Source organism: Paenibacillus sp. VTT E-133280 (assembly GCF_002264385.1).
Lineage (GTDB): Bacteria > Bacillota > Bacilli > Paenibacillales > Paenibacillaceae > Paenibacillus_AQ > Paenibacillus_AQ nitricinens.
Genome location: NZ_NFUX01000048.1, coordinates 1 through 24,956 on the forward strand (window position 1 = coordinate 1; position 24,956 = coordinate 24,956).

Consider the following 24,956-nt stretch of genomic DNA (forward strand, 5'->3'; position numbering starts at 1 on the left):
TACTTTATGTCTTATATTTCTCGCTTAAACACTCACCGTCCTTAAAAGGACGCCGAGAGCGTTTATACTTGGCGGACTCTCTTATTTGGAGGGACAGGTGCTAGATATGCTATAATAGAACCAATTTGAGAGTAGAGGAGATCATAGAAACAATGTATCCGCCGCGATCGCGTTCTAGACAGAAGAGCAAACATAAGAGCAAGCGTAAGCGCAGAACGGCCTGGATGTGGGTCAATGCAGGTCTACTTCTGATGATTATTGTGGCGCTCAGCTATAGTTTTTTGGATGACAGATTCAAGGGAAGTTCTGAGCCGCCTCCAGTGGCACAAATGACGGCTTTGCCTACGCCGGATAGTACTGCTCAGGAGACAGCACCTGTAGTGACTGCAACGCCTGAAGCCACGGAGTCTCCCATTCCTTCTCCAACGGTAACTCCGGAAGCTACACCTACACCCGAGCCAAAGAGAGAAGAAAATGTTGAAACACAGGCACCTGTACCAACTGAGACCCCTTCGCCAGATGAAGGTAGCTCCCAAGTCGCAGATAGTGGTTCTGTGTCTGGACTTCCATCAGATGACCAGGCTTCTGGCACTACAGTGACCTTGAATTTTGGTGGAGATGTTATTTTTTCGGGGAAAGCCGGGGAATTGCTCGAAAAGAAAGGTTACGACTATTCGTATGCCGCGCTCGATGGAATGTTCAAGAAGGATGACCTAACGGTCGTGAATCTGGAGACTCCTGTGACCACGGGTGGGGTTGGCGCCGCTAATAAGCAATACGTATTCAAAGGCTCGCCTAAAGCACTAGATGCTCTTAAAGCAGCCGGAGTGGATGCAGTAAATATGGCGAACAATCATACGCTGGATCAAGGGGAAGAAGGTCTGCGAGACACGCTTAGTCATCTGTCAGAAAGAGGCATTCCTTATGTTGGTGCTGGACTCAACAGTAAGGAAGCATTCTCAGCACAATATTTTGAGCGTAAAGGGATTAAGATCGCCCTGCTGGGGTTCACACGGGTGATTCCTGCATCGGACTGGATGGCGGGTAAAAATAAACCGGGGCTTGCTTCAGTATATGATAGTAGAGAAGGAATTAAAGCGATTGCTGCAGCTAAACAAAAAGCTGATTTGGTTGTCGTAGTTGTCCATTGGGGCAAAGAACGGGTAGAGCAGTTTGATAATATTCAGCAGACCCTTGGACGTAGTTTTGTCGATGCGGGAGCCGATCTTGTCATTGGTGGTCACCCGCATGTATTGCAAGGTGTGGAGCCATACAAAGGCAAGTGGATCGCCTACAGCACCGGTAATTTTATTTTTACGAGATCAACAGTACCCGCCACTTGGGAAACTGCTGTTTTTCAGGCGGAATGCAGTAAAAAAGGTCAATGTTCATTACAGCTGAAGCCTATGACTGCTGAGCTAGCTCAGCCCGTGCCCATGAATCAGGTGAACGGACAGCTTTTGCTGAAAAAAGTAGAGTCTTTATCTGCTGGTCGAGTTAAGATCGACAGTGACGGTAAAGTCACTCAAGTTACAAAATAGGGTTCCTGGGAGGTCCTTATGATGAACAATTTGTGTGTTGCCCATCGGGGATTTTCCGGTAAAGCTCCGGAGAATACATTAGCAGCAATCCGGATGGCCATTGCCATGCCTTTTGTCCACTGGATGGAATTGGATGTCCAGCTCTCCAAGGACGGTGTTCCTGTTGTCATTCATGACTTCACACTGGACCGTACAACCAATGGTCATGGTAAGGTGAAGAATATGGATTGGGAACATATCCGGCGTCTCGATGCGGGTAGCTGGAAAGGGCGTTCTTTTCGGGGAGAGCGGGTGCCTTCCTTGGAAGAGGTGCTTACCTTAGCCTCTGGTAGACTGCGTCTCAATATTGAACTGAAAACAGTGGGTAATATGTATCCTGGCATCGAGCAGAAGGTGACGGATCTTATTTCCTCTAAAGGCATGCGGGACGACGTGATTTTGACCTCTTTTGACAAAGATGTGTTGAAAAAAATCAAGGAAATAGACCCTCACTTTCGTACAGGCTTAATTTTTGATTCAAGATTTGGTAATCCTGCTCGAAGGCTGCGTGAACTGGAATGTTCTCTTTTGTCGATTAGCTTCTCGCGTCTAAATCCTAGATTGGCTAAGGTTTTGACGGAGCAAGGGGTGAAGATTATGGCCTGGACTGTGAACAAAGAGAAAGAGATGCGTCGCTTAGCAGATATGCATTCTGATATAATGATTTGTACAAACCGTCCGGATATCTGGGGCGACACATTTCTAAAAGTATAAATAATCCAATTCGATGGGAAAGAGAGCTGATTGTCTGTGTGCGCTGCTGTTAATAATTTGTATTGTGTTGGACGGAACTACAAGCTACATGCGGAGGAATTAGGAAATAACGTCCCCGTAGAGCCACTCATTTTTTTGAAGCCCTCACATGCGGCGGTTTCCCTCGATAAAGCAGTCATTCAGCTTCCAAAGGATTCAGGCCAGGTTCATTATGAAGGAGAGCTTGTGCTACGGATCGCGCGTGATTATGTACCGGGTATGAGCGTGGAGGATCTGGTGGATGTTATGGCACTGGGACTAGATTTCACACTGCGTGATGTGCATAATGATCTGCAGAAGAAAGGTCTGCCTTGGACACCGGCTAAAGGCTTTAAGAACGCTGCTCCACTCACACCTTACATTGCATTTCCTGACAAGGAAGAGCTAGAAGGAACGGATTTCACGGTTTTAAAAAATGGTGTTGAAGTTCAGCGAGGAAATGTTAAAAACATGATTTTTTCGCTCCAAAAAGTTGTCGATTTTATCGCTGCGCGTTACGGGCTGGGTAAAGACGATGTGATTTTCACAGGAACACCAGAAGGTGTAGGCCCTACCGTATCAGGAGATTCTTTTGAATTGTACTGGGGTGACAAGCTGATGGGGACTTGCCTGATCGGCTAAAAACATCTGTTGGAGTTGAATCTATGTTATGGATTATTGGCGCCCTTGGCGCTTTGTTAGTTGCGGGAGCGGCTTATAGGAAACAATCCTTAAGTCTCTCCGGCATGCTTGCCGCGGTAGCTATGGGGACCATCTATTTTGGTGCTGGAAATGCCTTTTGGTTTGGAATATTGTTAATTTTTTTCATCTCTTCAAGCCTGTTGTCTAAGCTTCATCATGATAATAAGGCAGAGCTTGAGCAGACTTATGCCAAGACGGGTCGCCGAGATGCTGGGCAGGTCTTTGCTAATGGCGGGCTTGGGATGGTTTTCGTTCTACTGAATGCGATGGTTCCGATGGAACATTGGGAATTTTTGTTTATCGGGGTGATGGCAACGGTAACCTCTGATACATGGGCTACGGAGATTGGTACACTCAGCAAGAAGTCACCTCGGTCTGTCCTCACAGGTAAAATACTTCCGGCCGGTGCCTCGGGTGGCGTATCCAGCCTGGGCACGCTGGCCGCTGCCGCAGGAGGTGCACTTATCGGTGCATCTTCATGGCTGCTGCGGATGATATCCGGCATGTCAGATCAATCCTTCTTGTTGCTTACATTGGCTGGACTCACTGGAGGTCTTGCGGGTGCGTTCACGGATTCTATTCTTGGGGCAACCGTTCAGCAGATGAATCGCTGCACCGTATGCGGACGCGAAGTGGAAAGTACACATCACTGCGGTAAAAAGGTTGAAAACGCACGTGGCTGGAAGTGGATGACCAATGATGCAGTTAATGCTATTAGCTCTATCGTCGGAGGGGCTATTGCTTTACTGTGTGGAATGATGTTTTAAAGGAGGAACCGATGAGCAGCACGTCCAATCATAAACATACTGCCATTCTGGATGCCGCATACGAGCTCTTCGGTTCAGGTGGATTTTACGAAACGAAGATGTCGGAAATTGCGGTTCAGGCCGGAATTGCTAAGGGCACCGTTTACTTATATTTTAAGAGTAAAGAAGAATTGTTCATGGCGGTAACGCGCCGGGATTGTGAGGGATTCCTTCAGCAATTACAGGAAAAGCTGAAGGATAGTGATACTTTGGCAGGTAAACTGTCGATCATCGCCAAACATCATCTTTACTATTATTATGAGCGAAAGCGACACACGAAGCTCTTTTTCCGTGCACCTAACAATAACCCAGAGCTTGTGGCGTATATGACGCTTTTTATGGAAGAATATATGCAGGCAGTGGTGAAGGTGTTGCTGGAGGGCGGAGCGTCTGAGCCTGAGCTTATGGCGCAGTCCTACATAGGGATGTTGGATCGGCTGAAGATGGATATTTTGTTCGATCCATCTTTTAAGGAAGAAGATGCGTATAAACGTGCTGGTTTCGCTGCGGGTCTTTTTATTAAAGGGGCAATGGATTACTTGAATTTAGGTCAGGACGATAGATCGGTGGAATAGCAGCACTATGCTGCGACCGGTTTTATGAAAATATAAGGCAAGCGAGGAAATAGCATGAATATTATGACCGTGGAACATCTTTCCAAAAGTTATGGTGAGAAAGTACTTTTTAGTGATGCTTCATTTGGTATGGACGATCGGGATAAAATTGGTTTGATCGGTGTGAATGGAACGGGTAAATCAACGTTTTTACGTATTATTGCCGGTCTGGATACTCCGGATGGTGGGCAAATTGCGATCGGAAATAATGTTAGAGTGCAGTACTTGGCACAGAACCCTCCTTATGAGCCGACAAATACGGTACTGCAACAGGTCTTCGCCGGAGAGGATCCAGATCTTGCTACCATGCGTGAGTATATGGAGACTATGTCTCGCCTTGAAAAAGAACCAGGTAACGCAGAACTGGAAGGCAAACTGGTGCGGATTGGACAGGCTATCGATGCGGCAGGTACTTGGCATTTGGAGAGTGAAGCTAAGAGCGTGCTTACTAAGCTGGGTATAGTGAAATTCGATGCACTGATGGATACACTGTCTGGTGGTCAACGGAAACGTGTAGCACTTGCGGCTGCCCTGATTACGCCATCTGAGCTACTTATTCTGGATGAGCCTACGAACCATATTGATACGGACTCCGTGGCTTGGCTAGAGCAATATTTACAGAAACGGCGTGGCGCCCTCTTAATGGTAACGCATGATCGTTACTTCCTGGAGCGTGTCGCAAGTGTCATGCTAGAGCTGGACGGAGGACAGTTATACCGTTATGAGGCCAACTATTCCCGTTTTCTAGAGCTAAAAGCCGACCGTGAAGAACGTGAAGCTTCTGCGGAGCAAAAGCGTAAGAACCTGCTACGTACGGAGCTTGCTTGGATTCGTCGTGGAGCTAAAGCTCGATCAACGAAACAGAAGGCAAGAATCGACCGTTTTGAGAAGCTGAAAGAAAGTACAGGTAGCAGTTCGAACGGTTCGCTGGATATTTCGGTGGCATCCACACGTTTGGGTCGTAAAATCATTGAAATCAATGAACTGTCGAAATCGCTGGATGGCCGTCAGTTGATTAAAGATCTGACCTATATTGCTGTACCCCAAGACCGCGTAGGTATTGTAGGTCCGAATGGCAGCGGTAAATCAACCCTTCTGAATCTGATTGCAGGTAAGCTGCAGCCGGATAAGGGAGAGGTTCAGCTTGGCGCGACTGTTAAGTTGGGTTATTTTACGCAAGAACATCAGGATATGGATGACAGCATGCGAGCGATTGAATATGTGAAGGAAGAAGCGGAAGTCATACGAACGGCTGATGGTAGCGTCATTACGGCAGGCCAAATGCTTGAACGCTTCTTGTTCCCTCCTGCGATGCAATGGACGCCGATTTCCAAACTGTCAGGTGGCGAAAAAAGGCGCCTGTATCTGCTTCGTGTATTGATGGGAGCTCCAAACGTGTTGCTGTTGGATGAGCCTACGAACGACTTGGATATCGGAACGCTGGCTGTTTTAGAAGACTATCTGGATGAATTCCCGGGCGTAGTCTTCACAGTATCCCATGACCGTTATTTCCTGGATCGTACAATAGATAAGCTGATCGCTTTTGAAAATGGTGATATCCGGATTCATGTTGGCGATTATACGGAATATGAAGAATGGCTGGCCAAAAATGTCTCTTCACGCCATGCAGAATCGAACAAAGATGACGGAAATGCAAAGCGTAAAGAGACTACAGATGCTAGTAATAACACAGCGCCATCCTCAGCGCCTAAGACCAAACTCAAATTCAGCTTTAAGGAACAGCGTGAATATGAGGGAATTGACGAGCAGATCGAGCTTGCAGAGCAGCGCTTGACGGATATTAGTGCCAAGATGGAAGCAGCGTTTGCTGACTCTGGGAGACTGCAGGAGTTAATGGAAGAGCAGCGGCTTGCCGAAGCCGAGCTGGAGCGTCTAATGGAGCGCTGGACCTATCTGAATGAGCTTGCAGAGAAAATCGCTGGTAAAGCATAAAACGGATTGTCTTGGTGTGACGATAAGGGAGGGCTCAGTTTGAAGAATCAACTTATGTTAGCTGTAACCCTGCGAAACGAAGGTAAAGCTGAAGAAGCCAGAGTGATGCTGTTAGAGCTATATGAGCAGAATAGTAATGATGCTGAACTTCTGTATCAATTAGCTTGGACGCATGATGTGCTCGGCCTGGAACGCGGGGCAGTACCCTATTATGTGAAAAGCCTAACACTAGGCTTATCTTCGGAGCAGAGAGTCGGCGCTTTATTGGGACTGGGCAGCACCTACCGAACACTCGGAGAATATGAAAACTCCAAATTAATATTGGAGCAGGCCGTTCATGAATACCCAGAGAATAAGGAGTTTCCGGTGTTCCTTGCGATGACCTTGCATAATCTCGGAGATCATAGTCTGGCTATGGGGATTTTGCTTAAATTGCTGGCTGAAACCTCAGCGGATGAAGGAATAAGAAGCTATAGTAAGGCCATTTCATATTACTCAGATAGGCTGGAGCAAGTCTGGGATTGATCCCGGACACAGTTACTGCCAGTCAACAAAAAAACAGAGTAGGGTGCTCCAATTATTGGAGAATTCCTACTCTGTTTTTAATTGCAAGAGACTATTCCAGCATCCTTTATTTCGTTCCGTCCACCGCAATCATTTGCACCACAGCACGAGAGTCGCCAGGTAAGATGATTTCATCAGCATTCATCTGTGAGGAGCCATCTCCATCAAGAAAGATACCTTCGAGACCTTCAGCAGGCACGCTCTGTAGGATGGCTGTGCGGAACTCTGCCGCCGTCGAGAGTGTTGGCGTAACAATCAGCCACAGCTTGCCATTATCATCATACAGCATGCCTGAGCGCATTCGTTGCTCATCAGCATAAGGAAGATGTTCTTTCGCGATCACAGCTTCCCAGACATCTTCATGCTTAAGATTCATACTAATGCCGCCTTGCGCAAAATAATGCTGGCGATCCGTAACGTTCAATTCTTCTCCCGATGAGACGACTTGTACCGAAAAGCTACGACTGGCACCATCCCAGACCAGGGTTCCGCGTGCATATTTAGCGTTAAACCAGCCGGAGCCGTATGCCTTTTTAACCCCGTTAGTGGGGACATCATTCATTATAGCAATAGAGAGGAGTGCGTCTTCATAGAAGAAGCCTCCATTAATCCCATAAGCCATAACTTGCTGAAGAGGTGCACCAGCGGCTCTGAGTTGAACATCATCTGGCGAAAGTGACATCATATAGAGTTGAACATTTTCTGGACTTACAGCCTCTGAATAGGAGTAGGCGTGAGGAAGATCAGCAAAGGGATCTTCCGTGAGATTTCTGGATAACAGGATCATTGAGAGCACTGACGCTGCTACCAAGAGCAGCAGAAGTGAAACGATCAGCCATTGTCTACGTCTCCAGAGCTGCGTTAGCTTGCCAGTGCTTGACTCAGTTAGTGCCCACATAAGCAGCGAGAAGCTTAGCAGTGTTTACTACAGCTTGCTTATGTGTACGTTCCATGGAGTGGGAGGCGTGTACGCCTGGGCCGATCAGTGCGGCACGAATATTATTGCCGCCTCGAAGGGCAGCGGAAGCATCAGAGCCGTACATGGGATAGATATCAACGGCATAAGGAATAGCAAGTGCTTCTGCCAGCTCAATCAAACGGCCAGTCATAACATAATCATAAGGGCCGGAAGAATCCTTTGCACAGATGGACACATCGGTTTCTTTACAGCTAAGATCATCGCCCATAGCACCCATATCGACTGCGATCATTTCATTAATCTCGCCAGGAATCCAAGATGTGCCATGTCCCACTTCCTCATAGTTGGAGATGAGGAAAGAAAGGTTGTGGAGCGGTTTCCAGCCTTCGCGCTTCATGCTTTCCAGCAGGCCAAGAAGGGCAGCCACGCTAGCTTTGTCATCCAGATGCCGGGATTTAATATACCCGCTAGGTGTAATCACCGCACGTGCATCGAAGGAAATGAAATCACCAACAGAGATGCCTAGCTTAAGTACATCTTCTTTGTTAGATACTGGCTCATCAATCCGTACTTCCATGTTCTCTTCTGAACGTTTGAAATCACGAGCATCAGGATATACGTGAACGGATGGATGGCTGGTTAAGATGGTTCCAGTATAGGTTCTGCCGCTGCGGGTATGGATCACACAATATTCATTCTCGATGCTGTGCATTGTGAAGCCACCAACAGAGGTTAGTCGCAGTGTACCATCAGATTTAATAGAGCGAACCATGCCTCCAAGGGTATCCACGTGAGCACTGATGCCGATTGTACGGGAAGGATCTAGGCCTGGGACGGTTAGAATTACGCCGCCTTTTTCATTCCAGCTTAGCGGTACATTTAATGCTGCCGCTTCTTCGGCAACAAGGTTCATTACTTGTGCTGTGAAGCCGCTGGGGCTCGGTGTATCAAGTAATTTTTTTAGGATTGAGAGTATGTAATCTTCGTTTGGTTGAATAGTAATCATTAGTTAAGTCCTCCTGTTAGGCCATCATTGTCTGTGTTAAAAGAATCTAAAGAAGTGTCGGCATCACGAAGTTTGGTTAGCTCAGCATTTAAGCTTTTAATTTGTTTTTGTAGCTTGTACTGGCGAAAAATACCGTAAGAACCCACGATGATTCCACCAATTAACGCGCAGCCCAGAATAACTAGGATCAGCGGTATATTAACTACATCAAAACCGAAATTGACTTGAACGGGATCCACGTTGATGACTGCAAATATGGCTGTTAGCAGCGCGAAGATTAGACCTGCAATTAAAGACCATTGAATTCTCATTGAATTCTTCCTCCTCAGGGGATATAACAGAATAAAATCCCTTGCCCAAATAGGGCAAGGGATTAATGCAATACTAAGCTCTCTGCCTTATTTGGTCAACTGTTCCATTTGAGCGATAACATCTTCGAAGACACTCATTGCTTCGCGAATCGGCTCAGGAGAAGACATATCAACACCAGCTTTAGACAGAATATTAATGGAGTAGTCACTGCCGCCACTCTTCAGGAAGCCGAGGTAACGATCCACCGCAGGTTTGCCTTCTTCAAGAATTTGTTTGGCAAAGCTAGTCGCTGCTGAGAAGCCGGTTGCGTATTTATAAACATAGAAGCTGTTATAGAAATGCGGAATCCGCGCCCATTCCATCTCGATATCTTGATCTACAACCATTTCTTTACCATAGTATTTAACATTCAGGTCATAGTAGATGCTCGAAAGATCTTGTGGAGTAAGCGATTCACCTTCTTCAACACGCTGATGAATGATTTTCTCGAACTCAGCAAACATCGTCTGCCGGAAAATCGTTGTCCGGAACTGATCAGCATAGTAGGTGAGCAAATACATTTTTTCTTTAGGATCTGTAGACTTTTTGAGTAAATAATCCATTAGCAACGCCTCGTTAGTAGTAGAAGCAACCTCTGCTAGGAAAATCGTATATTGCGCATCCCGATAATTCAGAGCGTTATCCGAAAAATACGAGTGTAATGCATGGCCCATCTCATGTGCCAGTGTAAACATACTGTTTAAATTATCATTATGGTTCAGCAGTACGAAAGGATGCGTACCATATGGCCCCCAGCTGTAAGCCCCGGACCGTTTATTCTCGTTCTCATACACATCGATCCAACCGTTGTCGTAGCCTTTTTGCAGCACATTCAGATAATCTTCACCAAGCGGTTTGAGACCCTCTTTAGTGATTTTCTTGGCTTCTTCATAGGTGATATCTAATTTATATTCATCAACAAGCGGTGCAAACAGATCATACATATGTAACTCATCGACACCCAGCAGCTTCTGACGCAGTTTCATATAACGGTGCATCAATGGAAGGCTTTCGTGAATCGTATCAATCAAGTTGGTGTAAACCTCTTTAGGAATGTTATCTCCATAGAGTGACATTTCCATTACAGAAGGATATTTGCGAATCCGTGAGTAAAAGACATTTTTATTCACATTGGCGCTAAGCGTTGCTGCGATCGTGTTCTTCTGCTTCCGGTAGGTATCATAGACTGCCTTAAAAGCATTTCGGCGAACCTCACGGTCGCTACTTTCGAGAAACTTGATATAGTTGCCATGAGTCAGTTCAACTTCTTTGCCATCCTCATCTTTGATCTTAGGGAATTTCAGATCCGCATTGTTCAGCATACTGAAAATATTCTGAGGTGCTTGAGCTAAATTTCCGACCTGAGCGAGCAGTGCTTCTTCAGCCTTAGAAAGCACATGGGCTTTTTCACGTTTCATTTCAGTTAAGGTGAATTTATAAGCGGATAGGTTCGGATCAGCGATGAATTGGTTGAGCTTCTCAATTGGCAACGCCAGAATTTCTGGGGTTACAAAAGATAAGGCTTCACCTGCTTCAATACCAAGCTTTTTCGCTTTGGAGGACAAAGCTTGATATTCAGGATTAGCTGTGTCTTCATCTTGACGCATATGTGCATACACGAAGAGTCGTTCAGTTAAGATGGACAACTTGTCATCCAGCTCAAAACATTTTTTTAGAGCATCTGCGGAATCTAGTGTACCCTGAAAATCCGCAGCTTTTTTGATTAGGGATTTTGCTTCAGCAAATTCTGCATCCCAATCCTTCTGAGAAGCAAACACATCTTCAAGCTTCCAACGATTCTCAGCAGGTACTTCGCTTCTTTTCAATAATTGTTCCATAGAAACCCTCCTAGAATGATGAGATGTAGTAGGCATAATCTCCCTCGGCAATACTGTAGATGATAAATCACCCGGTAGCAAGCTGAGCACAAGTAGAAGAGGGATGGACTTGGGTGAAATAGGCATAACGTCCTCCTCTTGAAAGTAGAGTCGGCTTATTATGCCCTGTTAAGTCCTGATTATTAATATTTAGTGTTCTTTAAATATATGAAAGGATAAGTTATGCCAATAAGCTATAAATAACAAAGATGAAGGCGAACAGAATCATAATGACTGCAGTTAAGGCCATGCCCCGCTTAAACTGCGGCGGGACACGATCCTTGGTCATAATTAGAACTGCGCCTAGACATAAGACTAGGACAACATAAATCGCGATATTTTCTGTGTTCATATTCTGTTATACCTGTTTGAAAGCTGCGATGATATTTTTGTACTCTTCTTCATTATCTTTATAAGATTCTTTGTTGAATCGGTTGTTCACCCACTGCATCATAGCTGGACGACTAAGGAAAGTATGTGTTTCTTCTCCCCATTGATCGGAGATTTCGCGAAGTACAATATAACGTCCTTGAACTTCTACCGTCATCATATTCCATTTGTCTGTTTTGTATATTTCATGTTTTTTGATCATTATCAATACCACCCTGGCGATTTTTGGCTTTTGGCTCAATGATAACGCACTGGTGAAGGGAAAAGCAAATTAAATCACATATTTATAGGTTGAGATAGATTGATTTGAGCAGAAGATTGCAGTATAATATAGTTATACGCCATATATGGCGGTTATTTTTTAGGAGGTTGTTCAATTGAAAGGTACAGTAAAATGGTTTAACGCAGAAAAAGGTTATGGCTTTCTTCAAGTAGAAGGCGGCGAAGATGTATTCGTACACTTCTCAGCAATTCAAGGTGAAGGATTCAAAACTTTAGACGAAGGTCAAGAAGTTGAATTCGATATCACTGATGGTAACCGTGGACCGCAAGCTGAAAACGTAGTGAAATTATAAGAAACGGCAAAGGCAGCTAAGCTGTCTGCTATAAATATATAATTTACTTGGCAAGCCCTTGCAAGAGTGGTTACCAACTATAAAACACAGTTCTTTCGGGAACTGTGTTTTTTTACGTCTAATAGACATCAATTTAGATGAAAGGTCTTCGCACTCCCAAGTGAAGGGATAGCAAAGACCTTTTTAATATTTTTGAATATCAGAAGTGTTCTATTATAGAGAAGCTTTTTTGTTTTTTTTCTTAAAATAGCGCATTGAATCTCGATGGGTATCCAATAAATGCTGTCCTAAAAAGCCTACAAAGGCAAGAAGGCTGAAGCCAACCGCTACCATATAAAAGGTGAAGCGCCCAGCTTCTTGATAGATCATTCCACCAAATGTACCACTTAGAAGTCCAGCTGCACTTGACCAAACAACCGTGTAGATGGCAAGACCGGTTGCTCGGAGACGATCAGGAATAATCCGAGTGATATAACGGACACATGTTACAAAAAAGACGCCAAATGTCAGGCTATGCAAGGCTTGAATCGCGATTATAGAGCCTGGATGCTCGGCGAGCGCCATGAGTAGAAAACGAAGGGCATACATGAGACTGGCTAAAATTAATAAGGGCAGTTCTTTAAATTTGTCGCCGTATTTGCCGAGTATAAATAATACAGGGATTTCACTTAGTGCTGAGGCAAGTAGTGCCCAGCCGATCACTTCCTCACCAGCGCCCAAATTCTTTAAACTGATGGTGAGAAAAGCTTCGTTCATTCTATGGCCCAGTGCGAGTACAAAGACACATCCGAAGAACCACAGCACCTCTTTTTGCAAAAGAATATCTTTAAGCCCATGTTCTTTCTTATCTGGTTTGGTATTAACAGCTTTCTGATTGGAGAGCTCTGGAACAGTTTTTTTGACATCCTTTAGGCCAATTGTAATTAGAAGTGCGATTATAATGATGATAATACATAAGGTAAGACTCCAAGTAGCACCTAAAGCTCTAAGCGCATAACCAACGGTTAAAGCAAAGAAAGAATAGCCTAAGGAGCCAAATACACGAATTGTAATGAAGTTTCGTCCGTGTCGCTCCGCAATTTTGATGGCCATTGTATCAGCAAGCGGAAAAACTGGGTAATAGAAGAAGTAGAAAAAGGACAAAATAAGCATAACGGAAGAAAATTCGGTCGCTCTGGCTAATAAAAGTCCGGTAACTAATTGCCCCGCGAGTAAAATAAACATGATTTTTCGAATGGTACCCAGCTTATCGCTCATCATACTCCAGAAGAGATTGGATAGGATGGAGATGAGGGGACCGAGGGAATACAAGTAGCCCACCTGAGAACTGCTAAACCCTAAATGTGTGTAGAATAAAGGAAAGTAGGATACTACAAGAACGCTAGTGCCATAAATCGTAAAAAGAAAGGAACGAAGCCAATTCTGATCACTGTAAGGGCTTCCGGTCCGATTTGAAAACATGAAAGTGCACTCCTCTGAGATTGAAATATGGCTAGTATAGCATAAAGCAATGGAGGGTTATGTGTTTTATTCTTGAATTGCGTTATTTCTGAATCTTTCATAATTTTACGAAAGTGATTTTGTTGTTTGTACAAATACGTCTGATCATATTATAATAAGTGGTGATTTGGATAAGGAGACAACAATGTGGAGGCACTATCATTGAGTGAATTAGAGCAAGGCCGTTACCTTAGCCCGCGTGGCCCTATTGGGCTTATGAACAGGGTCTATAAGTACGTGCTGCCCGAAGTGAGAGAAAGTCTAAACTTCTGGCGCCAAGATGCGAATGGGATTCCCGATCCCGAGCTCCGGAAGCAAGCACTTGCCAGCATTGAGACGAAAGAGTTTCATTGCATAGGTGGAGGTATTTATGCCGCCGGCAATTTATCGATGAGACATATACTTATTCCGCTTATTGTTGCTTATCAAACTATCAGTGATTATCTAGATAACTTATGTGATCGCAGTACTTCGCTTGATCCTGCAGATTTCAGGCTGCTGCATCAATCTATGCTGGATGCCATTGATCCAAACGCTGAACCTGTCAATTATTATGCGCTTCGCGATGAACAGAATGACGGCGGATACTTGTATAGGCTAGTTCGAAAATGCCAGGAGATGATCTCTTTGCTGCCAGGTTATTCCGCTGCTGCAGCGGAGATTCGTGATTTGGCTGTGCTGTATACAGATTTGCAGGTATATAAGCATATCCGCCCGGAACTCAGGGAAACAGCCCTGAAGGAATGGTGGGAGCAGCAGGGTAGCCGTGCTCCGCATCTGCACTGGAACGAGTTTGCGGCTGCGACAGGCTCTACTTTAGGCGTATTCATGCTTTTTCTATCTGCATGTGATCCGAAGCTAAATAAGTCTTCTTCGGAATCGATTCGAGCTGCATACTTTCCACATGTGTGTGGATTGCACATTATGCTGGATTATTTGATTGATCAGGAAGAGGACCGAGCAGGCGGTGATCTTAATTTCTGCAATTATTATGACGACACGGATACCATGTTAAGTCGGATCGCTTCCATGGTTGAGTGGGCCCGTAAGGATGTACGTGAACTACCGGAATCATCTATGCATCGTATGGTGATTGAGGGATTGCTGGCACTTTATTTATCTGATCCGAAAGTTAGCGAACAGCGGGAAGTTCGCAGTGTGTCTAAAAGCCTAATGAGAGGAAGTCCGCTTACAAGGCTGTTCTTCTTCGCTAATAGCCGCTGGATACGCAATCGTTTTTTGTAACAAGGCTGCGAAGCTTCACCTATACAACGGATGGGGCATTGCATAACTTTAAGGAGGAACAACAGAATGACAAAAATCAAAAAAATTGCAGTACTGACTAGTGGTGGAGATTCACAAGGTATGAACGCCGCTGTTCGTGCGGTTGTAAGAAGCGCACTTTATTACGGCATTGAAGTTTTTGGAGTTCAACGTGGATATCAAGGTCTTCTGAATCGCGATATCTTCCCTATGGATCTTCGCAGCGTAGGTGACATTATTCAACGTGGGGGAACCATTCTGCAATCTGCAAGATGTCTGGAGTTCACAAAACCAGAAGGTCAGCAAAAGGGTGCAGATATTCTTAATGAAATGGGCATCGATGGCCTAGTAGTTATAGGTGGAGATGGTTCATATAAAGGCGCTAATAAACTAAGTAAACTCGGTATCAAGACGATGGCATTACCGGGAACTATTGATAATGATATTTCCTACACGGATTACACCATAGGGTTTGATACAGCCGTTGGTGTCGTTGTAGATGCTATTAACAAACTGCGTGACACAATGTCCTCCCATGAGCGTTCTTCCATTGTAGAAGTTATGGGACGTCATTGTGGAGATATCGCGCTGCATGCAGGTCTGGCTTCTGGAGCAGAAACCATTCTTGTGCCAGAAATGCCATATGACTTGAATGAAGTTGCGGATCGTATGCGTGACAACTTTGTCAGAGGTAAACGTCACAGTATCGTCATCGTTGCAGAAGGTGTGGGTAAAGGCGAAGATGTAGCCCAAGCGTTGAAGGATCGTCATGCTTCTCTGGATGCACGGGTTACTGTACTTGGACATATTCAGCGCGGAGGAACACCAACCCCTGGAGACCGGAATCTTGCTAGCCGTCTTGGTGACTTTGCCGTTCGTAAACTAATTGAAGGCGAGTCTGATAAAGGTTGCGGTATCATCAAGGGAGAACTAACACTTACAGATATCGATCTTGTAGTGAATACGAAGAAAGACTTTGACGTGGAGTTGTACGAGCTTGCATCCCGTCTTTCTCAATAATTAACACACAAAAAAGGAACAGCTGCGAACTTCGCACTGTTCCTTTTTTGTGTTCTTTAGATTATTAACGATGTGTTTGAGCGTCTGTATATTGTGTGGTATAACGGCGTTGGAGTTTAACAAGCCGAGTTAAGAGCAGTGTGGCCCCAATCGCAAGACCGGTGATCAAGCCGATCCAATAACCATAAGCTCCTAGATCCGTATAAGTAGCAAGTACATAGCCTGTAGGAAGCCCTATAACCCAATAAGCTATAAAGCAAATAATGAAGGCTGGATTAACATCCTTATATCCACGAAGTGCTCCTTGTGTAGGTGTTGCAATCGCATCGGAAATCTGGAAAAAGATCGCATAGATTAAGAAATGCTGAATTAATGAAATGACATCAGGTTCATCAGTGTATAGACCAGCTACATGATGGCCAGCAAATAAGAGCAGGAGTGCAGTTGCCAGGGAGAGGATGGTCGCAAGTCCAATTCCCATAATGGCATATTGACGGGCATCCTTTTGCCTGCCGGATCCAGTCTCGAAGCCGACGAGAATGGTAAGGCTCATACAGATACTGAGCGGAATCATATATAACGTTGTTGCAAAATTAATGGCTGCTTGATGAGCTGCAATCGTTACAGTATCGAACCGACTCATCAACAAGGTTACAGCGGAGAAGACTGCAGTTTCAAAAAAAATCGAGAAGCCAATAGGTACACCGATCTTTAGTAGATCTTTGAAGCTTTTTAGCGATATAAAGTAGAACTTTCGGAAGATTCTAAGGCTTGCAAAGGGTTCTGCCCGATAAATGAACAGCAGGGCAACCGAAAAGATTACCCAGTAGGTGATAGCTGATGCCACTCCAGCTCCAACACCACCAAGTCGAGGAAACCCGAATTTCCCGAAGATTAGCAAGTAGTTTAAACCAACATTCACGGGTAGGGCTATGAGTGTGATCAACATGGACACTCGTGTTTGTCCCAGAGCGTCTATACAACTACGGAGAACTGTATATCCAAACAGCGGGATAATTCCGAAGGAGATCGCACTAAGGAAACGAAATGCAACATCTCTTACAGTAGGCTCCAGATTCATGAAATTAAGGATAGGTGCCAAGGCGAGGCTCCCGATTAATAAGACAATTACAGAGACGATCAGTGATAACCAGATTCCCTGTGTGACTTGATAGGCTACATCCTTTTCTTTTTTGCTTCCGATGAGTTGAGAGACGATGGGGGTAATCCCCATAAGAATTCCACTTAAGCCCGTTTGAATTGGAATCCAGAGACTGGTTCCTATCGCCACACCTGCCAGATCGGCTGTACCAAATTTACCTGACATGTTCGTATCAAAGAAGGTTATCGCTGACAAAGCAATCTGTGTAACCAGAATTGGAAATAAAATATGAAAAAATTGTATTGCTTTTTGTTTTAAAGAGGTGGTTTGTATCATCGTTCAGTAAAATGCTCCTTTTTCTCCATTAAAAGACCCGGCAGATGCCGGGTCTTTATCTTTATATATCATACCTGATTTCAATTATAAATAATAAGGGCTATATACATTATTTCTCATAATCGACATCGGAGGTATATCGGTTATTGGCGTTCCAGAGCAGAAACTCCTCTACATTTTCATCTTTTAAAGCGCGGATTTGATCCTCCACCTGTTTTTTACCGTATTTAATATAATGACCTTTTCCGAGCCAGCTTGCTGTAAAATCCTGAATCCAAGGACGAATAACAGGTTTGTAGCTGCCAAGAGGATCGAGCTTTTTATGGGTATCAACCATGGAGCCTTTAATGGTAGCATACGGATCTAAGTCAGGCTCTTTCACTCCAAACCATCCCGTTGAATAGTGACTCGGATAAACCATCGGGCTGATAACATCCACATTTTTGGATATTTTAACGAAGTCTTGCCCTATGCCCTCAGCAGGAGCAGATGCGGCATATCCAAAAATATCTACGGATACACGAACACCAAGCGGAGCAAGCTCTGCTTTTGCGTATTTTACAAAATTAGAAATGATATCTACGCGAGAATCACTGGTTTTAGTGTATTTAAGTGTGTCTGCACGTTTTTCGAAACCTTCAGGAAAACGCACATAGTCGAATTGAATTTCTTTAAAGCCGAGTTTGACAGCTTCTTTGGCGATATCGACATTGTACTTCCAGACATCTTCATTATAAGGATTAACAAAGCTATCGCCGCCTTTATTCTTCCATACTGTGCCGTCTGTATTAACAAAGGATAATTGCGGGTTCTTTTTGGCAAGTATAGAGTCTTTAAAGACAACAATGCGAGCGATGGGATAAACATCATGTTTATTCAATCTTTCCATCAGTTTGTTGATGTCGCCAATAAATGGCTGCGGATTACCGAGTTTCTGAAGTTCGGGGTTATCAGTTTTGTACGTGATGTAACCTGCATCATCCTTAATGTCGATGACCATAGAATTTAGTTCCGTCTGATCAAGTAAAGAAAGAAGCTTTTCCATTCGTTCTCCACCGGCACTGTATGCGGTAACATAGATGCCTTTTACTTTTGGAGCATCAGGCTGAGGATCTGCGTGTAGCATACTTTGTGAGTCGCTTGTCTCTGTTGTAGCATTTGGAGCTGAAGTTGCAACATTTGAATTATTATTTTGCGTAGCGATGATGGGGGGATTCATGGCAGACTTCAATGCAATTGCCACTTCAGCGTCATGTTGATTCTGTTGCACGCCTACACTTCCCAAGGCCATCATCAGTAGAGCCCAGGTGATGTTCATTCGTATTCTCTCCCTTTATGTACATTTCCTAAATTATATAGGAACGGTTGCTTCTAAAAAGAACAGTGTTGTAATAATAATGTTGACTCAGATCGGGTCTGGAAAACCATCCTTGTTGTATATAACCGGGACGCACACATTCTAAACCTTTTGTTAAAAAGTAAATGCCGCCTCAACACGGCAACATGGCCGAACTTAAGGCGGCAACTATCAAGACTTCTCTTGCGGCTTACTCATTGAAGATACGCAGAATTCTGATGTTCACAGATACTGTAATGGATGATATCCATGGCATCTGCAGGTTCCAGAATACTAAGCCCGTCACGCAGAACGATTACGGAATTTAATTCGTCCTGCTTGAGAAACGGCATCATATCAGGATACCACCTCATGACGATTGCTGACAGCTTTACCGTTTCCATTTCCACAAAAATCACCCTTTCCTTTTTCGATAGGTCTGAATGGAATTCAGTAATCATCGGAAAACGAAGTGCTTGGAAAAAAGAGGGGTAAATCTCAATCTTTATGAAATTGTTAGGGTTCTGCGTGATTATAATATATCACAATTCTGTGATTGGTGCATTTTCCAAATTAATACTTTTCGCTGCCGGTTTTTATCTTTTTCGGAAGGAGCCCATAACACCAACTGTCTCGACAATATTTACAAATGCCTGAGGATCTGTCGTGCGAATAATACGTTGCAGTTCAGCAAGTTCGTAGCGGGTTGTTACTGTCATTAGCATGTCCTTTTCAACATGAGAATAAGCGCCTTCTGTTTTAATCTTTGTGACACCTCGCTGGAGTCCCATTAGATGCTGAAGGAGCTCATCTGTACGATTCGTTACTATATATACGGTTACCTTTAAATGGCTGATGTGAATCATGTCCAGTACCTTACCCGTTACGTATATAGATACCATCGATGCAAGAGCCAAGTTCCAGTTGTTATCAAAATATGCCGCGGCAAGAATAACGAGTCCGTTTAAGCTCACCACCACGTTTCCAACTGGGAAATCGCGGAATTTAGTGATGATGGATCCCAGGATATCAAAACCTCCCGATGAACCACCTGCACGGAAGCTGAAGCCACAGCCAATACCGACCAACACTCCACCAAATACAGAAGAAAGCAGCATATCAGTAGCTACCAAATATTCGGGGATGACCGTCAAAAACCAGGTTGTTGCCACAACGGATAACATGCTTAGCATAATAAATCTCCGGCCTAACTGGAACCAACCAGCTACAAGCAATGGGATATTAAAGAGCAAGTATAAGAGGCTTATGTTTAGTGGTGTAAAGTAACCCACTAACATCGAAAGCCCGGATACTCCTCCGCTGAGTAAGCGATGAGGGATTAGAAAAAGATTAAATCCACTGGCAATCAACGCTGCTCCGAAAATAACTGCAATACAATTCCAAATCTGTCTTAACAAGCAAATCCACCTCTATAAATAAATTTAAAAATAAACCATGTATGCAATGAAAAGAAAGGAACCCACTGGTATTCCTACTTAGAGTTGTGATATAATGTACAGGATATTCTTGAGTAGGACGTTACAATGGTATTTTTGCATTGCATCGGATGTAAAGCTACAGTTGCTCAGGTACAATGAAGTACCTGATGAAAGGGAGGCTTTTCGTCCCAAAAGCGCTATATCATGCAGAAAAAAGAGCATGATTGGACAGCATATAAATGTGTTTACCGCTACTTAAGAATACAGACAAGCATGTGGAATGTCCACTGTATAGAAGGAGCATGAATAATTTGAAAACATTCGCAGAATTTGGCTTGGAGCCAAAAGTGCTACAAGCAATCACAGAGTTAGGATTTGAGGAGGCAACACCGATACAGGAGCAGTCAATTCCATTGGCATTGACTGGGTCGGATCTGATCGGTCAAGCACAGACTGGTACAGGTAAGACTGCTGCTTTTGGTATCCCCCTCATTTCGAAGATTAATCGCGAAGACGAAAAAATTCTGGCGCTTATTATGGCACCGACACGTGAGTTGGCCATTCAAGTATCAGAAGAAATCGGTAAGCTAAGCCGTTTTAAAGGTCTTCGTTCGTTGGCAATTTATGGCGGACAAGATATTGGTCGCCAAATCCGTGGTCTTAAGAAGAAACCACAAATTATTATTGGTACACCAGGACGTTTGCTTGACCATATCAACCGTAAAACCATCCGTTTGGATGATGTTCAAACTGTTGTATTGGATGAAGCAGATGAAATGCTGGATATGGGCTTTATGGAAGATATTCAGACGATCCTCAAGCTCGTTCCTGAAGAGCGTCAAACGATGTTGTTCTCGGCTACAATGCCTCCAAACATTCAACGTCTTGCACAGCAATTCTTGAACAACCCGCAACACGTCTCCGTTATTCCGAAACAAATCAGTGCTCCGCTGATTGATCAAGCATATGTTGAAGTACCTGAACGTCAAAAGTTCGAAGCGCTTAGCCGTTTGATCGATATGGAATCACCTGAGCTTGCGATTGTGTTCGGACGCACGAAGCGCCGGGTTGATGAGCTTGCAGAAGCTTTGCAGAAACGTGGATACTCTGCTGATGGATTACATGGTGACCTGTCTCAGAATCAACGTGATGCTGTAATGCGTAAATTCCGTGATGGCAGCATTGATGTGCTGGTAGCTACTGACGTAGCAGCTCGTGGTTTGGATGTATCTGGTGTTACTCACGTAATTAACTTTGACTTGCCGCAAGATCCAGAAAGCTATGTACACCGTATCGGTCGTACTGGTCGCGCTGGTAAAGAGGGTACAGCTTGGTCTTTCGTTACCCCACGCGAAATGGATCACCTGCATTTGATCGAACGCGTTACTCGTCACCGTATTACTCGTAAACCATTGCCAACTATGGCTGAGGCTATTGAAGGTAAACAACGCGTAACAGCAGAGCGCTTGCTTGAAATGGTTGAGAGCGGTGAATTGAATGAGTACAAAGGTATTTCTATTCAATTGCTTGAGCAATATGATTCCGTTCAATTGCTGTCAGCTGCAATGAAGCTTCTGACTGGTGATAAGAAGGATTCTGCAATTGAATTGACTCCAGAAGATCCAATTCGTGCTAAACGTCGTGGTGGTAAGAACGACATTCGCAGTGGCCGCAAACCTAATGGCGGTTATGGTGGCAACCGTGGTACTTCCGGTGGCAGCACTGGTGGATACCGTGGAAACCGTGATAACAACGGTGGCGGAAGTCGTGGTGGCTACAGCAGCGGTAGTGGTAACTATGGTAGTGGCAGTGGCGGTTATGGCGGTGGCTATAAAGGCAACCGTGATGGCGCAGCTAGCCGTGATGGTGGAGCGAACCGCAGTGCGGACCGCAAACCATCTACTCGCCCAAGCAGCACAAGCACACGTCCAGCAAAACGCGAAGATTTTGATAATTAATACGTGATCAGAACCCGCGGGGGATGATTTATCAAAATACAAAGAAGACGAGATGCCGAATAGCGGTTCTCGTCTTCTTTTTGCTTAAATATAGTATTTATTGAATTAGCAGCTTATTTAAATGAAAGTACGAGTGATGATAACGAGCAGGATAAACAATACGAGGATCGTACCAGTGGAAGTCCAGCCGCCGTAGCCAACAGGTGAGGACATACAATAACCTCCTTTAGAATGTGGTGATTTTGGAAATTCTTATGATTACAATTCCAATATATGGACTTTATAGGCTTGATGTATAGACAATGACCTAGAATTCAGAAAGTTGGGCTATGGAAAAGAGTAGGTCAAATGAGGTATAGTTAAGATAAGCAGTATGCAAGAGACAGAGGAGGAAGGGAATTGGAGTTTAAAGGAGCAATGGGTGGTTTATACCGCATCACAGAATGGATTACACGTATCGCAGCTAGTAATATCTTATGGGCACTATGTTCCGCCCCGTTTTTATTTTTTGGATTGATGAAATTGATGATGCTTGGGACAAGCTCAGGTGGAGTAAATGAGCAGCTCACATTAAACTGGGCTATGGGGATTCTGGCGCCATTTACTGTATTTCCTGCTTCGGCGGCCTTATTTACCGTTGTGCGCAAATGGGTTATGGGGAACACGGATGTAGGAACTTTTCGTACGTTTTTTCAGGGGTATAAAGAGAATTATTTAAAAAGTATGCTCGGTGGAATTATCTACACATTGATGTTCGTTATTATGTACGTCGATGTAACGGTTTACATGACACAAATGCCTAACTTCAGAATTGTTGGTATTTTGATGTTAGTGCTCATGATTATTTTATCGGTGTCTATGTTTAACTTCTTTTCTATTGTCGTTCATTATCAAATGAGCTTTAAACAAGTGATGAGTAACTCAATATTGCTGACTATAGCACGTCCAATTCGCGTGTTCTCAACTTTGATTGCAGCTGCAGTGCTAGCTTATATTGGTCTTAGATATCCAGCACTGTATTTCATCTGTATTCCAACGTTGATTGCGATGGCTGCTTTCTTTAACTTCTATGCTACCTATAATAAACTGCAATTGCAGGTGGAGCAGAAGAAACTGAAAGAGGAAGAAGAGAGAGAAGCTGCTTTGAACAATCAAGAGGATGACGACGATGACGATGATGATTATGAAGATGATGTTGAGGATAAAGATGTAAAACGTATTTAACAAAGACGAGTATTAAGCACTCGGAAATCGTCAGTAATTTAATTCCAGTGTAAAATAAAGCGCATACAGGTTTACTTTTTCGTTAAAACGCAATATAATAATAACAAATCCTGCGATGTTCGTTACGGTTGCTCGTTGTTTTGAACCAATGATAATGTCTTGGGAGATCTACACGAAGCGCAGCTGAACAGCCCTGTCTATATGACTTGGGGAATTCAAAAACGTTTTCTGCGATCACCCACCTGCTCTAGCAGGTTCAGAAGACACTGTAGCCGGACGGCATAAGCGGGTTTTCTATTGTTTAGGCCAAAGCGCCCTGTATCCCGTGAAAGTTGGGGAACGGGCGCTTTTTTGTGTGTCTGGAACAAGGATAAAGTGAGTAATACCCTTTTGTTCCTGAGACAAGAGTGTTACACTTAGAATAATGAACTTGGGATTTGTAGAGGGGGAAGAATTTTGTCGTTAAAAAGAACCTTGGTCGGTTTATTCCGTAGTCATGATGGAACAAGCGACCGCGCAAAAGATCCGACATTAAAAACGCGTTATTACAATCTTACGAAAGACAAAGCTTGGGAGGAAGTTTCATCAACGCTTAAGAAGGTTCCTGGATTCAAGGTGCTCCATGAAGTGGAGTCAGTAGGTGAGATCACTCTGGAGAAGAGAACGGCATTCGGCCGTACACTGGACATTACTGTCTCTGTGCTCAATACCACACCTGTACGTTGTGGCGTAGATATGTACTCTGCATCTAGAGGTTCGCTAGGTGATTTGGGTGCTAATTACCGTGTCATTCAGCGGTTGTATGCGTCTTTGGACAAAAAATTAGGAAAATACAAAGCAGACTAATTTTCAGAGATTCTTACTAAACCTTCTTACTTAGGGATTGTATGAATGCGTTTACGCAAATGTGGCTGCTCTGGACGTTATCGATAAATCTTTCTATTACAAAAAAGCGGGAGAAGGATGGACCTTCTTCCGCTTTTTTCAAAATATAAGAAAGCAAAGTTCTACACCTATACTTTAGGTCTTATATTTCTCGCATAAACGCTTGTCGTCCTTATAAGGACGACAAAGGAATTATGCTTGCAGTGATAAGTAAGTATTGTCGAAAATGGCCGCTGACTTACTGTTCTAGAGAATTAGAGCAAACTCTTCACAGCAGCTATAGCGTCTTCGTAATTAGGGTGCTCAGTCATTTCACTCAAATATTCAACATAGGTGAGTGTGTTGTTCTTGTCTAGTACAAAAATTGAACGCATATCTAACCGGAATTCTTTGATTAGTACGCCATAAGCTTGTCCGAATGAGGCTGCTTTGTGGTCGGATAGTGTGATTACACGATCGATCCCTGCAGCGCCACACCAGCGGGCTTGAGCAAAAGGTAGGTCCATACTTACCGTGAGAATAACTACATCGTCACCTAGCTCTGCAGCTTCGCTATTGAACCGGCGGGTCTGTGCATCACATACACCGGTATCTAGAGAAGGTACAACACTGATCAGCTTGATTTTACCGGCATAATCACTAAGAGAAACTTCTTCCAGTAGATTCTTACTGAGAACAAAATCAGGAGCGGGATCACCAGCTGTAAGCTTGGGTCCTACGAGAGTGATGGGGCTGCTTTTGAAAGTAGCTACGCCTGTTCTTTCTTGCGTCATATCCTTGTTTTCCTCCTCGAATTGTAATATTGGCTCTTACTGCCACAATAA

The 24,956-nt window shown here is 44.1% G+C and carries 26 protein-coding genes and 1 other RNA gene; 14 read left to right on the forward strand and 13 right to left on the reverse strand.

Annotated features, from left to right (window positions below; all coding sequences use genetic code 11):
• Nucleotides 1-152: 152 nt before the first annotated feature.
• Genes CA600_RS19685 through CA600_RS19715 form a run of 7 tightly spaced genes read left to right on the forward strand, consistent with a single transcriptional unit; the run spans nt 153 to nt 6,912 of the window.
• Nucleotides 153-1,541 carry a CapA family protein gene (locus CA600_RS19685; protein ID WP_094872255.1) on the forward strand — a complete coding sequence of 463 codons (1,389 nt, stop codon included), beginning with the start codon at nt 153-155 and terminating at the stop codon, nt 1,539-1,541.
• 21 nt (nt 1,542-1,562) lie between these two features.
• The gene (locus CA600_RS19690; RefSeq protein ID WP_094872257.1) at nt 1,563-2,294 is read left to right on the forward strand and encodes a glycerophosphodiester phosphodiesterase; all 732 of its coding nucleotides are present in this window, start codon (nt 1,563-1,565) and stop codon (nt 2,292-2,294) included.
• Nucleotides 2,295-2,330: 36 nt separating this feature from the next.
• A complete protein-coding gene (locus CA600_RS19695; protein ID WP_094872259.1) occupies nt 2,331-2,954 on the forward strand; it encodes a fumarylacetoacetate hydrolase family protein in 624 nt (207 codons plus the stop codon).
• Nucleotides 2,955-2,977: 23 nt separating this feature from the next.
• Entirely contained in the window at nt 2,978-3,781 is an 804-nt protein-coding gene (locus tag CA600_RS19700; RefSeq protein WP_094872260.1) for a DUF92 domain-containing protein, read from the forward strand.
• Between the two features lie 11 nt (nt 3,782-3,792).
• The gene (locus tag CA600_RS19705; protein WP_094872262.1) at nt 3,793-4,395 is read left to right on the forward strand and encodes a TetR/AcrR family transcriptional regulator; all 603 of its coding nucleotides are present in this window, start codon (nt 3,793-3,795) and stop codon (nt 4,393-4,395) included.
• Between the two features lie 54 nt (nt 4,396-4,449).
• Nucleotides 4,450-6,387 (forward strand): ABC-F family ATP-binding cassette domain-containing protein, encoded by a 1,938-nt coding sequence (locus CA600_RS19710; RefSeq protein WP_094872263.1) that lies wholly within the window; start codon nt 4,450-4,452, stop codon nt 6,385-6,387.
• Nucleotides 6,388-6,441: 54 nt separating this feature from the next.
• Complete coding sequence (locus CA600_RS19715; protein ID WP_094872318.1) at nt 6,442-6,912, forward strand: tetratricopeptide repeat protein; 471 nt, start codon at nt 6,442-6,444, stop codon at nt 6,910-6,912.
• Between the two features lie 106 nt (nt 6,913-7,018).
• On the opposite strand, the gene CA600_RS19720 is transcribed toward CA600_RS19715, so the two are convergent.
• From CA600_RS19720 to CA600_RS19740, 6 genes are all read right to left on the reverse strand, one after another.
• Entirely contained in the window at nt 7,019-7,849 is an 831-nt protein-coding gene (locus CA600_RS19720; RefSeq protein WP_094872265.1) for a hypothetical protein, read from the reverse strand.
• Nucleotides 7,833-8,873 carry a M42 family metallopeptidase gene (locus CA600_RS19725; protein ID WP_094872320.1) on the reverse strand — a complete coding sequence of 347 codons (1,041 nt, stop codon included), beginning with the start codon at nt 8,871-8,873 and terminating at the stop codon, nt 7,833-7,835. The genes CA600_RS19720 and CA600_RS19725 overlap by 17 nt, the downstream gene beginning before the upstream one ends.
• Nucleotides 8,874-8,875: 2 nt before the next feature.
• Nucleotides 8,876-9,187, reverse strand: a complete 312-nt coding sequence (locus tag CA600_RS19730) for a LapA family protein (RefSeq protein WP_042186819.1) — start codon at nt 9,185-9,187, stop codon at nt 8,876-8,878.
• A gap of 87 nt (nt 9,188-9,274) precedes the next feature.
• A complete protein-coding gene (gene pepF / locus CA600_RS19735) occupies nt 9,275-11,065 on the reverse strand; it encodes an oligoendopeptidase F (RefSeq protein ID WP_094872267.1) in 1,791 nt (596 codons plus the stop codon).
• A 220-nt stretch (nt 11,066-11,285) separates the two neighbouring features.
• Nucleotides 11,286-11,456: a hypothetical protein gene (locus CA600_RS31310; RefSeq protein WP_167348490.1), complete on the reverse strand. Its 171-nt coding sequence runs from the start codon at nt 11,454-11,456 to the stop codon at nt 11,286-11,288.
• Nucleotides 11,457-11,462: 6 nt separating this feature from the next.
• On the reverse strand, nt 11,463-11,696 hold the full coding sequence (locus CA600_RS19740; RefSeq protein WP_036689271.1) for a hypothetical protein: 234 nt from the start codon (nt 11,694-11,696) through the stop codon (nt 11,463-11,465).
• Between the two features lie 175 nt (nt 11,697-11,871).
• Between CA600_RS19740 and CA600_RS19745 the strand changes: the two genes are divergently transcribed.
• Nucleotides 11,872-12,069 (forward strand): cold shock domain-containing protein, encoded by a 198-nt coding sequence (locus CA600_RS19745; RefSeq protein WP_042126303.1) that lies wholly within the window; start codon nt 11,872-11,874, stop codon nt 12,067-12,069.
• Nucleotides 12,070-12,282: 213 nt separating this feature from the next.
• Here the strand turns inward: CA600_RS19745 and CA600_RS19750 are convergent, their stop codons facing one another.
• On the reverse strand, nt 12,283-13,530 hold the full coding sequence (locus CA600_RS19750) for an MFS transporter (protein ID WP_094872268.1): 1,248 nt from the start codon (nt 13,528-13,530) through the stop codon (nt 12,283-12,285).
• A 201-nt stretch (nt 13,531-13,731) separates the two neighbouring features.
• Here CA600_RS19750 and CA600_RS19755 point away from each other — a divergent pair, with 201 nt between their 5' ends.
• Both CA600_RS19755 and pfkA read left to right on the forward strand, forming a co-directional pair.
• On the forward strand, nt 13,732-14,814 hold the full coding sequence (locus CA600_RS19755) for a tetraprenyl-beta-curcumene synthase family protein (RefSeq protein ID WP_179281672.1): 1,083 nt from the start codon (nt 13,732-13,734) through the stop codon (nt 14,812-14,814).
• Nucleotides 14,815-14,880: 66 nt separating this feature from the next.
• Nucleotides 14,881-15,852 (forward strand): 6-phosphofructokinase, encoded by a 972-nt coding sequence (gene pfkA, locus CA600_RS19760; RefSeq protein WP_094872270.1) that lies wholly within the window; start codon nt 14,881-14,883, stop codon nt 15,850-15,852.
• 64 nt (nt 15,853-15,916) lie between these two features.
• On the opposite strand, the gene CA600_RS19765 is transcribed toward pfkA, so the two are convergent.
• The 4 genes from CA600_RS19765 to CA600_RS19780 all read right to left on the reverse strand — a co-directional run bounded on the left by CA600_RS19765 (nt 15,917) and on the right by CA600_RS19780 (nt 20,044).
• Nucleotides 15,917-17,290, reverse strand: coding sequence for an MATE family efflux transporter (locus tag CA600_RS19765; protein WP_094872271.1), 1,374 nt, complete (start codon nt 17,288-17,290; stop codon nt 15,917-15,919).
• A 109-nt stretch (nt 17,291-17,399) separates the two neighbouring features.
• Nucleotides 17,400-18,608 (reverse strand): putative glycoside hydrolase, encoded by a 1,209-nt coding sequence (locus CA600_RS19770; RefSeq protein WP_094872273.1) that lies wholly within the window; start codon nt 18,606-18,608, stop codon nt 17,400-17,402.
• A gap of 233 nt (nt 18,609-18,841) precedes the next feature.
• Entirely contained in the window at nt 18,842-19,030 is a 189-nt protein-coding gene (locus tag CA600_RS19775) for a hypothetical protein (RefSeq protein ID WP_036689649.1), read from the reverse strand.
• Between the two features lie 192 nt (nt 19,031-19,222).
• Entirely contained in the window at nt 19,223-20,044 is an 822-nt protein-coding gene (locus CA600_RS19780; RefSeq protein ID WP_094872274.1) for a YitT family protein, read from the reverse strand.
• A gap of 332 nt (nt 20,045-20,376) precedes the next feature.
• Between CA600_RS19780 and CA600_RS19785 the strand changes: the two genes are divergently transcribed.
• The gene (locus CA600_RS19785) at nt 20,377-22,023 is read left to right on the forward strand and encodes a DEAD/DEAH box helicase (protein WP_094872276.1); all 1,647 of its coding nucleotides are present in this window, start codon (nt 20,377-20,379) and stop codon (nt 22,021-22,023) included.
• A gap of 117 nt (nt 22,024-22,140) precedes the next feature.
• On the opposite strand, the gene CA600_RS19790 is transcribed toward CA600_RS19785, so the two are convergent.
• Nucleotides 22,141-22,236 carry a hypothetical protein gene (locus tag CA600_RS19790; protein WP_042186834.1) on the reverse strand — a complete coding sequence of 32 codons (96 nt, stop codon included), beginning with the start codon at nt 22,234-22,236 and terminating at the stop codon, nt 22,141-22,143.
• Between the two features lie 186 nt (nt 22,237-22,422).
• On the opposite strand from CA600_RS19790, the gene CA600_RS19795 reads away from it, so the two are divergent.
• The 3 genes from CA600_RS19795 (at nt 22,423) to CA600_RS19805 (ending at nt 24,093) form a co-directional block, all read left to right on the forward strand.
• Entirely contained in the window at nt 22,423-23,247 is an 825-nt protein-coding gene (locus CA600_RS19795) for a YesL family protein (RefSeq protein ID WP_094872277.1), read from the forward strand.
• Between the two features lie 104 nt (nt 23,248-23,351).
• Nucleotides 23,352-23,543, forward strand: a non-coding RNA gene (ssrS, locus tag CA600_RS19800) — 6S RNA.
• A 160-nt stretch (nt 23,544-23,703) separates the two neighbouring features.
• The gene (locus CA600_RS19805) at nt 23,704-24,093 is read left to right on the forward strand and encodes a DUF1499 domain-containing protein (RefSeq protein ID WP_036689295.1); all 390 of its coding nucleotides are present in this window, start codon (nt 23,704-23,706) and stop codon (nt 24,091-24,093) included.
• Nucleotides 24,094-24,386: 293 nt separating this feature from the next.
• On the opposite strand, the gene tpx is transcribed toward CA600_RS19805, so the two are convergent.
• Nucleotides 24,387-24,905 carry a thiol peroxidase gene (gene tpx, locus CA600_RS19810; RefSeq protein ID WP_042186841.1) on the reverse strand — a complete coding sequence of 173 codons (519 nt, stop codon included), beginning with the start codon at nt 24,903-24,905 and terminating at the stop codon, nt 24,387-24,389.
• Nucleotides 24,906-24,956 lie beyond the last annotated feature (51 nt).

What these genes read in the sequence shown, in the direction of transcription:
- CA600_RS31310 (WP_167348490.1), bottom strand. Translation starts at nt 11,456, where the DNA reads ATGAACACAGAAAATATCGCGATTTATGTTGTCCTAGTCTTATGTCTA.
- CA600_RS19710 (WP_094872263.1), top strand. Translation starts at nt 4,450, where the DNA reads ATGAATATTATGACCGTGGAACATCTTTCCAAAAGTTATGGTGAGAAA.
- CA600_RS19790 (WP_042186834.1), bottom strand. Translation starts at nt 22,236, where the DNA reads ATGTCCTCACCTGTTGGCTACGGCGGCTGGACTTCCACTGGTACGATC.
- CA600_RS19715 (WP_094872318.1), top strand. Translation starts at nt 6,442, where the DNA reads ATGTTAGCTGTAACCCTGCGAAACGAAGGTAAAGCTGAAGAAGCCAGA.
- CA600_RS19765 (WP_094872271.1), bottom strand. Translation starts at nt 17,290, where the DNA reads ATGATACAAACCACCTCTTTAAAACAAAAAGCAATACAATTTTTTCAT.
- CA600_RS19770 (WP_094872273.1), bottom strand. Translation starts at nt 18,608, where the DNA reads ATGAACATCACCTGGGCTCTACTGATGATGGCCTTGGGAAGTGTAGGC.
- pfkA (WP_094872270.1), top strand. Translation starts at nt 14,881, where the DNA reads ATGACAAAAATCAAAAAAATTGCAGTACTGACTAGTGGTGGAGATTCA.
- CA600_RS19730 (WP_042186819.1), bottom strand. Translation starts at nt 9,187, where the DNA reads ATGAGAATTCAATGGTCTTTAATTGCAGGTCTAATCTTCGCGCTGCTA.
- CA600_RS19720 (WP_094872265.1), bottom strand. Translation starts at nt 7,849, where the DNA reads ATGTGGGCACTAACTGAGTCAAGCACTGGCAAGCTAACGCAGCTCTGG.
- CA600_RS19685 (WP_094872255.1), top strand. Translation starts at nt 153, where the DNA reads ATGTATCCGCCGCGATCGCGTTCTAGACAGAAGAGCAAACATAAGAGC.
- CA600_RS19750 (WP_094872268.1), bottom strand. Translation starts at nt 13,530, where the DNA reads ATGTTTTCAAATCGGACCGGAAGCCCTTACAGTGATCAGAATTGGCTT.
- CA600_RS19690 (WP_094872257.1), top strand. Translation starts at nt 1,563, where the DNA reads ATGAACAATTTGTGTGTTGCCCATCGGGGATTTTCCGGTAAAGCTCCG.
- CA600_RS19775 (WP_036689649.1), bottom strand. Translation starts at nt 19,030, where the DNA reads ATGGAAACGGTAAAGCTGTCAGCAATCGTCATGAGGTGGTATCCTGAT.
- CA600_RS19740 (WP_036689271.1), bottom strand. Translation starts at nt 11,696, where the DNA reads ATGATCAAAAAACATGAAATATACAAAACAGACAAATGGAATATGATG.
- tpx (WP_042186841.1), bottom strand. Translation starts at nt 24,905, where the DNA reads ATGACGCAAGAAAGAACAGGCGTAGCTACTTTCAAAAGCAGCCCCATC.
- CA600_RS19705 (WP_094872262.1), top strand. Translation starts at nt 3,793, where the DNA reads ATGAGCAGCACGTCCAATCATAAACATACTGCCATTCTGGATGCCGCA.
- pepF (WP_094872267.1), bottom strand. Translation starts at nt 11,065, where the DNA reads ATGGAACAATTATTGAAAAGAAGCGAAGTACCTGCTGAGAATCGTTGG.
- CA600_RS19700 (WP_094872260.1), top strand. Translation starts at nt 2,978, where the DNA reads ATGTTATGGATTATTGGCGCCCTTGGCGCTTTGTTAGTTGCGGGAGCG.